Source organism: Citricoccus sp. SGAir0253, assembly GCF_005877055.1.
GTDB lineage: Bacteria > Actinomycetota > Actinomycetes > Actinomycetales > Micrococcaceae > Citricoccus.
In genome coordinates, this window is the sequence record NZ_CP039424.1 from 2,153,150 (window position 1) to 2,164,693 (window position 11,544).

The following is an 11,544-nucleotide window of genomic DNA, read 5'->3' on the forward strand; positions in this document are numbered from 1 at the left end:
CTGTCGCACCACGCCGCTCGGGCCGACCAGCGGTGCGGTGGTAATCTCACATAATGAGACGGTAGTATCACAGTATGGACATCACCGCTCCGGACGCCGCCCCGGCCGGCGACGACGCCCCCGCACCCCGGCTGCACGCCCTCCACCGGCCCAGCGGGGTGGGCGTGGTGGACAAGTCGGCCGCGATCCTCGACGCGCTCGAGGCGGGTCCCACGAGCCTGGCCCAGCTCGTGACGGCCACCGGCATCGCCCGGCCCACCCTGCACCGGCTGGCCTCGGCGCTCGTGCACCACCGCCTCGTGGCCCGCGACCTGCAGGGCCGCTACATCCTCGGCAGCCGGCTCTCGGAGCTGGCCTCGGCCGCCGGCGAGGACCGGCTGACCACCGCCGCCGGCCCCGTGCTGTCCCGGCTGCGCGATGCCACCGGGGAGAGCTCCCAGCTGTTCCGCCGGCAGGCCGACAGCCGCGTGTGCGTGGCCAGCGCCGAGCGCCCCGTGGGACTGCGGGACACGATCCCGGTGGGCACGCGCCTGTCCATGAAGGCCGGCTCGGCCGCCCAGGTGCTGCTCGCGTGGGAGGACCACGAGCGGCTCGTGGAGGGTCTCACGGGGGCGGTGTTCACGCCGACCGTCCTGGCCGCCGTCCGCCGCCGTGGCTGGGCGCAGTCCCTGGGCGAGCGGGAGCCCGGGGTGGCCTCGGTCTCCGCGCCGGTGCGCAGCCCGAGCGGACGGGTGATCGCCGCCGTGTCCATCTCGGGACCGATCGAGCGGCTGACCCGGCAGCCGGGCCGGGTCCACGCCGAGACGGTGGTGCGGGCGGCGCACAACCTCACCGAGCTCATCCGGTCCGCCGAGGCCCCGGCCGGCTGAGGCCTCGGCCGGCTGAGGCCGCACCGGCGCCGTCGCGCGCCGAGCGTCCCCGGGAGGGCCGGCCCCGGGCGACCGCGACCGCGCCGGGAAGTTCTCCCCGCGTTGGCCTGCCGTTGGCCGGGGGATGGCCTGCAGGCCGATTGGGGGCCTATCGTGCGGCTGAGGGCCCCTGCTCCGGGCGGGTGGCCTGCACCGTTCCCCGACCGGACAGGACCGAGACCGATCGTGACCACCACCGCCGCGCCGTCCCTGCACGCCTCCACCACCGACCCGCTGCGGATCGCGGTGATCGGGACGGGGTACCTGGGGGCCACGCACGCGGCGTGCATGGCGGAGCTGGGCTTCGAGGTGCTGGGGGTGGACGTGGACCCGGCCAAGGTCGAGGCGCTCTCCCGCGGCGAGCTGCCCTTCCACGAGCCCGGCCTGGCCGAGCTGCTGAGGCGGCACGTGGCCTCGGGCCGGCTGCGGTTCACCACCTGCTACGAGCAGGCCGGGGCCTGGGCGGACGTGCACTTCATCGGGGTGGGCACCCCGCAGCGGCCCGGGGAGTCCGCGGCGGACCTGCGCTACGTGGACGCCGCGGTGACCGCGCTGGCCGGGCACATCACCCGGGACGCGCTGGTGGTGGGCAAGTCCACGGTGCCGGTCGGCACCGCCGCCCGGCTGGCCGGCCTGCTGGCCGAGACGCGGGCGGCCAACGGGCTGCCCGGACGGGTGGAGCTGGCCTGGAACCCCGAGTTCCTGCGCGAGGGGTTCGCGGTCCAGGACACCCTGTCACCGGACCGGCTCGTGGTGGGGGTGGCCAGCGACCACGCCGAGCAGGTGCTGTGCCGGGTGTACGCCGACGCCGTGGCCGCCGGCACCCCGTGGATCCGCACCGACTACGAGACCGCCGAGCTGGTCAAGGTCGCCGCGAACGCGTTCCTGGCCACGAAGATCAGCTTCATCAACGCCTTCAGCGAGATCACCGAGGCCGTGGGCGGGGACATCGGCACCCTGGCCGACGCGATCGGCCACGACCCGCGCATCGGCCGGCGCTTCCTCAACGCCGGGGTCGGCTTCGGCGGCGGCTGCCTGCCCAAGGACATCCGCGCCCTGCAGGCCAGGGTGTCCGAGCTCGGCCTGGACCGCACCATGCGCTTCCTGGCCGAGATGGACGACATCAACCTGCGCCGCCGGGACCGGGTGGTGGACCTGGCCGTGCAGGTGCTCTCCCACGACCGCGACGGCGTCACCCGCTGCACCGCCAACGGCGGGTCCGGGCACGTGCCGGACCCGGTCTCCGTGCAGGTGCTCAACGGGGCGCGGATCGCGATGCTGGGCACCACGTTCAAGCCCGACTCCGACGACGTGCGCGACTCCCCCGCCCTGGACGTGGCCAACCGGCTCTACACCGCCGGTGCCGAGGTGTCCGTGTACGACCCGAAGGGCAATGCCAACGCCGCCGCCCGGTTCCCCCGCCTGGGCTACGTGGACACGTGCCGGGAGGCCATCACCGGGGCCGACCTCGTCATCCTGCTCACGGAATGGGACGAGTTCCGGGCCCTGGACCCGGACCACGTCGCCACGTTCGTGAACCGGCGCAACATCGTCGACGGGCGCAACGTGCTCGACCCCACCGCCTGGCGCGAGGCCGGGTTCACCCTCGCCGCCCTGGGCCACCGCTTCGCCCCGGACACCGGCCGCGGGGGCTGAGCCGGCCCCGGGCCCGTCGGCGGGTGCCGGCCGCACCTCCGACGGGACCCGGGGTCGTCCCGGCCCTCCCGCCGGCGGGGCTCAGAAGTGGTCCCAACCGCCCCCGCCGGCGGGTGCGCCCGTGACCCCGTCCGGTGCCCCCGGCGAGCCGAGCAGCAGCCGCCCGATGCGGCGGAAGCCCGCTGGCGGCGGGGTGCCGGCGGGCAGCACGGCGAGCAGCCCGTAGTCCTCGCCGCCCGCGGCCACCCAGTCCCCGGCGTCCGCCCCCAGGGCGCGCGCCAGCGGCTCCAGCACTGCCGCCTCGGCCCGGATCCACTCCGGGTCCAGTTCCACGCGGCGGCCGTTCGCGGCGGCCAGGCGACCGGCGTCCTTGAGCACCCCGTCGGAGACGTCCATCATGGCCAGCGCCCCCGCCCGGGCCGCCACCCGGCCGGAGCCGAGCACGGGCCGCGGCCGCCACTGGCGACCGGCCGCGAGCGCCGCCAGCCGGTGCACCCCGGGTCCGGGGGCCGGAGCGGCCGACGATCCCGTGCCGCCGGCGCCGAGCCGCTCCAGCAGCTCCGCCCGCGGGGTGTCCAGGACCGCCAGCCCGGCGGCGGACCAGCCGGCGTGCCCGCACAGCACGAGGTCGACCGGCCGGTCCGCCGGCACCCCGCGGGGAAGGGTGCGCCGCACGGGGGGCCGGCCGCCGAGGTCGCCCGTGGCCGTGATGGCCAGCGTGATGCGGTCGTCCGAGCCGAGGTCCCCGCCCACCACCCGGCAGTCCCGCGCCCCGAGGTGGCGCACGGCCCCGGCGATGCCCGCGGCCAGCCCGTCGACCCAGGCCACGGGGGTCCGCCCCGGCATGGTCAGCGCCAGCAGGATCCCGGTGGGCGTGGCACCCATCGCGTTGACGTCCGAGAGGTTCTGGGCGGCGGCCTTCCAGCCGGTCGCATGGCCGGCGGCGAAGTCCGCGCGGGCCCCGCGGCGGGACGCCTCGGCGGGCCAGCGCAGCCGGAAGTCCCGGTCCTGCGCCATGGCGTCGGTGGTGATGACGAAGCGGCCGTCGGGGGCGGCCACCACGGCGGCGTCGTCCCCCGGGCCCACCGTGCCCTCCGGCCAGTCGCCGGCGGCCGGGACGGTCGCGAAGCGCCGCTCGAGCACGCGCAGGACGCCCGCCTCGCCGAGCCCGCCGACGACGGCCCCGCACCCGGGCACCGGGGCGTTCAGTGCTTCCCGCTGGCCGCCGCCAGCGCCTCCCGGAACCGCCCGTAGCGGGCGATCTCCTCGCGGACGGGCGCCACGACCCGCTCCTCGGTGACGCGCGCGATCGAGGCGCGCAGCCGGCGTCGGGCCCGGCGCGCCCGGGACCGGCCCGCGAGGCGCACGAGGGGTGCGCTCAGCAGGGACAGCAGCAGCCCGGTGAGCAGCCCGCCGAGCAGCAGCAGGGTGGGCAGCGGGAAGCCCTCCACGTCCGGGGCCGGCGGCAGGCGGAACTGCAGGTAGGCGGCGAGCGCCAGGCCGCCGAGCCAGGCCGCTCCCGCCACGGCGGCCAGCAGTGCGAGCCACTGCAGCACGTTGACCACGTGCCACCACCACGAGCCCACCCCGGCGCGCAGGTCGGTGGCGGTGATCGCCTGGTCGAGGGCGTCCGGCAGCGCCTCGGCGTGGCTGCGGGCGGCCCGGCGGGCCGCGGAGCGCCACGCGTCGGGGGCCCCGGCGCTCGCGGCGTCGGCGAAGGCGCGGATCGCCCCGTCGGCCTGGGCGCGCTGCGCGGGGCTGCGTTCGGGCAGCGACGTGCGGTGCAGCCGCGGGTCGTCGGGCGCGGGCCCGGACCACTCCCCCGTCCCGGTCCGGTTCGCCCCGCCGGCACCCCGGCGCAGGCCCAGCCGGCGCAGCGGGTCCTGGCGCGTGCGGGCCAGCCAGCGCAGCACGGGCCACCCGGTGCGGCGCGTGGCCTCGAGCCGGTAGGACCGCTCGACCGCGCGCACCACGGTCCCGGCCCCGGAGGCCTCCGCGAGGGCGTCCACCAGCCGGTCCTCGGCCGGGGTCCCGACGCCGGCCGGGACGCCGGCCGCGTCCCGGTCGCCGAGCGCGCGGGCGGCGGTGCGCACGTCCGAGAGCAGTCGCTCGGTCGCGGCGGAGCGCTGCGCGGCGACCTCGGCGATCGCCTCCCGCACGGCGTCGACCCCGGCCCCGGTGGTCGCCGAGACGGGATGGACGGGCACCCGGTCCAGCCCGTCCCGGGCGAGGATGTCCCGCAGCGAGGCCACCACCCGGTCCACGTCCCGCGGGGCCAGCCGGTCGACCTGGTTCAGCACCACGAGCGTGACGGCCCGGTGCGCGGCGAGCGGCTCCAGGAACTCCCGGTGCAGGGCCGCGTCCGCGTACTTCTGCGGGTCCACGACCCACACGAGGACGTCCACCTGGCCGACGAGCCGCTGGACGACCTCCCGGTGTCCCGCGGCGATCGAGTCGAAGTCCGGCAGGTCCAGCAGGATCAGGCCACCCGAGGGACGGCGCCCGCCCCACCGGGTGGTCAGCTCGGCGCCGGCGGCCGGGCCGTCCAGCAGGTGCCGCCGGTCCACCCCGAGCCAGTCGAGCAGGGGCCCGGAGCCCTCGGCGCCCCACACGGCGGCCAGGGGCTCGGACGTGGTCGGCCGGGTGGCGGCGGCCCGGGCGAGGGGATGTCCCGTGACGGCGTTGAACAGGCTGGACTTGCCGGAGCCGGTGGCCCCGAAGAAGCCGACCACCGTGTGCTCGGCGGAGAGCCGGCGCCGCTGGCCGGCTCGCTCCACCACCTGCCGGGCCCCGGCGAGGGCCTCCTCCGGCACGCGGCCCGCGGCGAGCCCCGCGGCCTCCTCGAGGGCCGCGAGCTTGCGCTCCAGGGGCACGGCGTCTCCGCGCCGGGACGGCGACGCGGCGCTCATGCCCGCTCTCCCCGGCGCTCCGGCCCGACCGGGTCCGGTCCCGGCCCGGTCCCCTCCGGCCTTGTCCCCGCCGGATCGGTCCCGGCCGGATCGGTCCCGGCCGGCCCCACGCCGGCGGGCCCGGGCCCGGCCAGCCGGCGCAGCGACGGCACGAGGGCGCGCAGCCGCGCGGTGTCCTCCGCCGGTCGCACGCCCTCCAGAAGGTCCGTGAAGCGGCGCGCGTCCTCGTCGAGCAGCGCGTCCACGCGCGCCGCGAGGTCGGCCTGGGAGCGGCGGGCGAGGCGGCGCACGGCGTCCTCGCCGAAGATGGACTCCAGCAGCTTCTGGGCCACCACCGCGGTGCCGCCGGCGATGCCCACCTCGATGCCGAGCAGCCCACCGGTGGAGGCGAAGGAGACGATCATCAGGGTGACGGCCACCCCGTTCACGCCCAGGGCGGACAGCCGCGCCGCGGTGCGCTTGCCGGCCCCCTCGGCCTCGATGAGCCGGATGAGGTCCTGCTGCCAGTCGCGGATCTGGCCGGCGGCGCGGTCCGGGAAGTCCTCCGGCACGCGGGACAGGTCCCGTCCCTCCACCAGCCCCCGCCCGGCGGCGTCCTGGCGCCAGCGCTGCTCGGACTCCTCGGCGGCCGCGGCGGCCTGCTCCACGAGGACGGCGTGCAGCCCCGTCTCGATCGCGGTGCCGACCTCCTCCGGCGGTGCGGGACGGCCCGTGAGGAACGCCGTGAGCCGGTCCCGCAGCCGCCCGATCCCGGACTCGAGGGAGCGGAAGAACTCACCGGTGCCCACGAAGTCCTGCCAGCGGCTCAGCACCTCCCCGCGCAGCAGCGTGCCGTCGTGCGTGGCGGACAGGACGCCCTGGCGGGCCTGCCCGTAGGCGGAGGCCACGTCGTCCGCGAGCCGGGCGGCCGCGCGGCGCTGGTCGTCCTCGGCCTCGGCCAGGGACTCCGTCCTCGCCGCGAGCTGCCGCACCACGCCGTTGAGCGTGCGGCGGGCCACCGCGGAGCGGGACCCGGCGTCCGCCGCGATCGAGGCCAGCCAGTCCTGCAGGGGCCGGACCGCGTCCGCGGGGAGCATGCCGTCCTCGTCCAGCGGGGACTCGGCCACCACGAACAGCTCGGCCCCGCCCAGGCCGCGCCGCCCCAGCAGGGCGCGCAGGTCCGCGGCGACCTCCTCCTCCACGCCGGGGGGTACGCGGTCGAGGACGACCGCCACCGTGATGTCCCGGGCGGCGGCGTCCAGCAGGACCTCCCACGGCACGGCGTCGGCGTAGCGGTTCGCGGTGGTGACGAAGATCCACAGGTCGGCGGCGGAGAGCAGCTGCGCGGCCAGTCGGCGGTTCTCGTCCGCGATCGAGTCGATGTCCGGGGCGTCCAGCACCGCCAGGCCCGCCGGCAGCCACGGCTCGCCGACGAGCACGAGGGTCTCCGTGGCCGCCGGGTCCGGGTCCACCCCGGCGCGGTCCGCCGGCACGGGGCCGCCGGCCCCCGCGCGGTGTCCGGTGGTCCGGGACAGGCCCGGCAGCACCCGGGCCGTGGTGAACCACTCCACGTCCCCCGGGTGGTGCAGCAGGATCGGCTGCCGCGTGGTGGGGCGGATGGCGCCGGCGCGCGTGACGGGGTAGCCCACGAGGGCGTTGACGAGGGTGGACTTGCCGGCCCCGGTGGAGCCGCCGACGACGGCCAGCAGGGGCGCGTCCAGGCTGCGGTAGCGCGGCAGGACGTAGTCGTCGAGCTGGTCGGCCGCGGCCCGGCGCTGCGCCTCGGCGCGCGCGGCCCCGTCGATCGCGAGCGGGAGGCTGACGAGGTCCAGTTCCGCGCGCAGGCGACCGAGGACGTCCACGGCCTCGGCGGCGACCCGGGGCGCGTCCGCCGGCCGCTCGCCGTCGGGTGCTCCTGCGGTGCTGGGCGTGCTCGGTGTGCTCACCGTCCCATCATGGCACTGTCCCGGCGCCCCGCCCGATGGCGGCCGCCGGAGCGGCCGCCGTGGTGGTGCCGTGTCCGGGAACGCGAAAGGCCCGGTCCAGTGGACCGGGCCTTTCGGCTGTGGTGACCCCAGCGGGATTCGAACCCGCGTTACCGCCGTGAGAGGGCGGCGTACTAGGCCGCTATACGATGGGGCCGTCACCGTTGTCCTGGACTCCGCGCCTTCCGGCGTGGCCTCCCGGGCAACTCCATGAGTATTTCATACTCTCCCCGCTTCCACCAAATCGGTGGATCCGGGGCTGGTCTCCACCGCATTCGGTGGATTCCGCTGGGGTACCAGGACTCGAACCTAGAATGACGGTACCAGAAACCGTTGTGTTGCCAATTACACCATACCCCAATGGCTGTCAAGTGAATCTCCCGGTCTCGCGGGATCCCCTTGGGCCATCCGCACCGGATCTCTCCGGCACGGGTGTTTACTATACCGGTGTTTCGCCGGGATGCCAAAACGGCGTCCCGGCGGGGGCGCGCCCCGCCCCCCGCGGCGTCCCGGCACCGTGCCGGGACGCCGCGGGGAGAGCTCAGGAGGCCGTCGAGACGCCCTGCTCCGCGGCGAAGCGGTCGATCCGGGCGAGCGCGGAGTCCCGGCCGAGGATCTCGAGGGACTCGAACAGCGGCGGGGACACCTTCTTGCCGGACACGGCCGTGCGCACGGGCCCGAAGGCCTGCCGCGGCTTGAGGCCCAGGCCGTCGATCAGCGCGGACCGGAGGGCCTCCTCGATCACCGCGGTGGTCCACTGCCCCTCGGGGATCCCGGAGAGCCCGGACCGCGCGGCCGCCAGGGCCGCGCCGAGGTCGGCGGGCATCCCCTTGAGGGCCCCGTCCGCCGTCGTGACCTGCTCGTCCTCCTGGAACAGGAAGGCGAGCATGTCCACGGCCTCGCCCAGCAGGGCGACGCGCTCCTGCACGAGCGGCGCGGCGGCGTCGAGGATCTCCCCCTGGCGCCGGGTGAGCGGGTCGGACACCAGGCCCGCGGCCCGCAGGTGGGGCACCAGGCGGTCGCGGAAGTCCGCGCCGTCCAGCAGGCGCACGTGCGTGCCGTTGATGGCCGTGGCCTTCTTCTCGTCGAAGCGGGCCGGATTGGCCAGCACGTCGTGGACGTCGAAGTGCTCCACGAACTGCTCGCGCGTGAAGATGTCCTCGTCCGCGGACAGGGACCAGCCCAGCAGCGCGAGGTAGTTCAGCAGCCCCTCGGGGATGAACCCGTGCTCGCGGTGCAGGAACAGGTTGGACTGCGGGTCGCGCTTGGACAGCTTCTTGTTGCCCTCGCCCATGACGTAGGGCAGGTGGCCGAACTCCGGCAGGTACTTGGCCACGCCCACCGCGTGCAGCGCGCGGTACAGGGCGATCTGCCGCGGGGTGGAGGAGAGCAGGTCCTCGCCGCGCAGCACGTGGGTGATCTCCATCAGGGCGTCGTCCACGGGGTTGACGAGCGTGTACAGCGGCGAGCCGTCGGCGCGGACCACCACGAAGTCCGGCACGGAGCCGGCCTGGAAGGTGATGTCCCCGCGGATGGTGTCCGTGAAGGTGATGTCCTCGTCCGGCATGCGCAGGCGCAGCACCGGCTGGCGGCCCTCGGCGCGGAAGGCCGCGGCCTGCTCCTCGCTCAGGTCCCGGTCGAAGCCGTCGTAGCCCAGCTTGGGGTCGCGGCCGGCGGCCCGGTGCCGGGCCTCGATCTCCTCCGGGGAGGAGAAGCTCTCGTAGATGTAGCCGGCCTCCCGCAGGCGGGCGATGACGTCCTGGTAGACCTCCCCGCGCTGGGACTGGCGGTAGGGCCCGTGCGGGCCGCCGACCTCGACGCCCTCGTCCCAGTCGATCCCGAGCCACGCCATGGCGTCCAGCAGTTGGCGGTAGCTCTCCTCGGAGTCGCGCTTGGCGTCGGTGTCCTCGATCCGGAACACCATGGTCCCGCCCGTGTGCCGCGCCCAGCCCCAGTTGAACAGGGCCGTGCGGATGAGCCCCACGTGGGGGTCCCGGTGGGCGAGGGGCAGAAGCGGACGCGGACGGGGGCGTCGGCGGGGACGGCGGGGATGTCGGCAGGGGCCGTGGCGGAGTGTGCAGTCGTCATGATGACTGCCAGTCTATTATCGACGCCGGCCGGCCCGGCCGGCGCTCAGCGGCGGTAGACGCTGGCCAGGGTCCCGATGCCCTCGATGCTCGCCTCGGTGCGCTGGCCCGCCTCGACCGTCCCGACGCCGGCCGGCGTCCCGGTGAGGATGACGTCCCCGGGCAGCAGCGTGAAGGCCTCGGAGGCCGCGGCCACGATCTCCCGGACGCCGAAGACCATGTCCGCCGTGGTGCCGTCCTGCACCGTCCGGCCGTCCAGCGCCATGGTGATGCGCAGGTCCTCCGTGGCGGAGGAGTCCAGGCCGGTCTCGATCCACGGCCCCAGCGGGCACGCGCCGTCGAAGCCCTTGGCCCGGGCCCACTGCAGGTCCGAGCGCTGGGCGTCCCGGGCGGTGAGGTCGTTGGCCACGGTGTAGCCGAACACCACGTCGTCCACGCGGCCGAGGGGGACGTCCTTGCAGATCGTCCCGATGACGACCGCCAGTTCCGCCTCGTAGGAGACCTCCTCGGACCAGGACGGCAGCGTGACCGGCTCCCCCGGGCCCACCACGGAGGTGTTCGGCTTGAGGAAGAACTGCGGGCGGTCCGGGACCTCGTTGCCCAGCTCGGCGGCGTGGTCCGCCCAGTTGCGCCCGACGCCGACCACCTTGGACCGCGGGATGATGGGGGCCACCAGCCGCACGTCGGCCAGGGCGTGCCGCGTGGAGGTGGGCTGGATGCCCTGGAAGAACGGGTCACCGTGCAGCTCGGTGACCGTCAGCTCCTCCGCGGGGGCATCCGGCTCCCCCTCGACGATGCCGTACACGGGCTCTGACTGGGCGACGAAACGGGCGATGCGCATGCTCCCAGCGTACTGTCTGCCGGCAGGGCGGGAGGTCGTCGTGCGCCGTGGGAGCGGGGGCGCCCCGCCGGCTCAGGCCAGGCGGTAGAGCCAGCCGTGGCGGTCCTCGCCGTGGCCGGTCTGCAGGTCCAGCAGCTCATGGCGGATGTCCAGGGCCACGGAGTCGCCCGGGGTGACGGCCGGGGAGTCGAAGTGCTCCTCCCCGTCCACCAGCCGCCCGATCGGCGTGATGACGGCGGCCGTGCCGCACGCGAAGACCTCGGTGATCTCGCCGCCGGCCACGCCCTCGCGCCACTCGTCCAGGGTGATCCGCCGCTCCACCACGTCCAGTCCGCGGTCCCGGCCCAGCTGCAGCACGGAGGAGCGCGTCACGCCCTCGAGGATGGTGCCCGTCAGCTCCGGGGTGACGAGCGAGCCGTCCCGGAACACGAAGAAGACGTTCATGCCGCCGAGCTCCTCGACCGCGTTGTCCCGCACGGGATCCAGGAACAGGACCTGGTCGCAGCCGTGCGCCGAGGCCTCCAGCTGGGCCGCGAGGGAGGCCGCGTAGTTGCCGCCGAACTTGGCGGCGCCCGTGCCGCCGTGGCCGGCGCGGGCGAAGTCCCGGGACACCCAGATGGAGACGGGCTTGAGCTCGCCGCCGAAGTAGTTGCCGGCCGGGGAGGCGATCACCTTGTAGGCGATCTCGTTGGCCGGGCGCACCCCGAGGAACGCCTCGGAGGCGAACATGAACGGGCGCAGGTACAGGGACTGGCCCTCGCCGTCCGGCACCCAGGCCTCGTCCGTGGACACCAGCAGCCGCAGGGACTCGAGGAAGTCCTCCTCCGGCAGCTCCGGCAGGGCCAGCCGGCGCGCGGAGCGGTTCAGCCGGGCCGCGTTGGCCTGCGGGCGGAACGTCCACACGGAGCCGTCGGCGTGGCGGTAGGCCTTGAGGCCCTCGAAGATCTCCTGCGCGTAGTGGAACACCGCGGCCGCCGGGGAGAGGGTGAGCGGTCCGAAGGGCTCGATCCGGGCGTCGTGCCACGTGCCGCCGTCCTGCCCGCCCTCGCCGCCGCGGGTCCAGTCGATCGAGACCATGTGGTCCGTGAAGTGCTGGCCGAAGCCGGGGTCTGCCAGGATCTCCCGCCGCCTCTCCTCGGTGACGGGCGAGGTCTGGGGGTGGACGGCGAATTCCATGGT

Annotated in this window: 7 protein-coding genes, 2 tRNA genes and 1 pseudogene; 2 read left to right on the forward strand and 8 right to left on the reverse strand. The window is 75.7% G+C overall.

Annotation, left to right across the window (positions count from 1 at the left end; genetic code table 11):
• Positions 1-74: 74 nt before the first annotated feature.
• Together E7744_RS09515 and E7744_RS09520 are read left to right on the forward strand one after the other, a co-directional pair.
• Positions 75-869, forward strand: a complete 795-nt coding sequence (locus E7744_RS09515) for an IclR family transcriptional regulator (RefSeq protein ID WP_246858383.1) — start codon at positions 75-77, stop codon at positions 867-869.
• A 225-nt stretch (positions 870-1,094) separates the two neighbouring features.
• A complete protein-coding gene (locus tag E7744_RS09520; protein ID WP_256376010.1) occupies positions 1,095-2,564 on the forward strand; it encodes a UDP-glucose/GDP-mannose dehydrogenase family protein in 1,470 nt (489 codons plus the stop codon).
• Positions 2,565-2,645: 81 nt separating this feature from the next.
• Here E7744_RS09520 and E7744_RS09525 read toward each other — a convergent pair whose 3' ends face one another.
• The 8 genes and pseudogenes from E7744_RS09525 to E7744_RS09560 form a co-directional block, all read right to left on the reverse strand.
• Complete coding sequence (locus E7744_RS09525) at positions 2,646-3,761, reverse strand: thiamine-monophosphate kinase (protein ID WP_246858384.1); 1,116 nt, start codon at positions 3,759-3,761, stop codon at positions 2,646-2,648.
• A gap of 8 nt (positions 3,762-3,769) precedes the next feature.
• Positions 3,770-5,473 carry a GTPase family protein gene (locus E7744_RS09530; protein ID WP_137773909.1) on the reverse strand — a complete coding sequence of 568 codons (1,704 nt, stop codon included), beginning with the start codon at positions 5,471-5,473 and terminating at the stop codon, positions 3,770-3,772.
• Positions 5,470-7,398, reverse strand: a complete 1,929-nt coding sequence (locus tag E7744_RS09535; RefSeq protein ID WP_371415336.1) for a dynamin family protein — start codon at positions 7,396-7,398, stop codon at positions 5,470-5,472. The genes E7744_RS09530 and E7744_RS09535 overlap by 4 nt, the downstream gene beginning before the upstream one ends.
• Positions 7,399-7,518: 120 nt before the next feature.
• A tRNA-Glu gene (locus E7744_RS09540) sits at positions 7,519-7,594 on the reverse strand.
• A gap of 131 nt (positions 7,595-7,725) precedes the next feature.
• A tRNA-Gln gene (locus E7744_RS09545) sits at positions 7,726-7,797 on the reverse strand.
• 181 nt (positions 7,798-7,978) lie between these two features.
• A pseudogene (gene gltX / locus E7744_RS09550) lies at positions 7,979-9,525 on the reverse strand (glutamate--tRNA ligase).
• Between the two features lie 45 nt (positions 9,526-9,570).
• Entirely contained in the window at positions 9,571-10,365 is a 795-nt protein-coding gene (locus tag E7744_RS09555) for a fumarylacetoacetate hydrolase family protein (RefSeq protein ID WP_137773911.1), read from the reverse strand.
• A 72-nt stretch (positions 10,366-10,437) separates the two neighbouring features.
• Entirely contained in the window at positions 10,438-11,541 is a 1,104-nt protein-coding gene (locus E7744_RS09560) for a branched-chain amino acid aminotransferase (RefSeq protein WP_137774971.1), read from the reverse strand.
• Positions 11,542-11,544: the final 3 nt, after the last annotated feature.

Coding starts and splice junctions, on each gene's coding strand:
- E7744_RS09515 (WP_246858383.1), top strand. CDS start 75: ATGGACATCACCGCTCCGGACGCCGCCCCGGCCGGCGACGACGCCCCC.
- E7744_RS09530 (WP_137773909.1), bottom strand. CDS start 5,473: ATGAGCGCCGCGTCGCCGTCCCGGCGCGGAGACGCCGTGCCCCTGGAG.
- E7744_RS09555 (WP_137773911.1), bottom strand. CDS start 10,365: ATGCGCATCGCCCGTTTCGTCGCCCAGTCAGAGCCCGTGTACGGCATC.
- E7744_RS09560 (WP_137774971.1), bottom strand. CDS start 11,541: ATGGAATTCGCCGTCCACCCCCAGACCTCGCCCGTCACCGAGGAGAGG.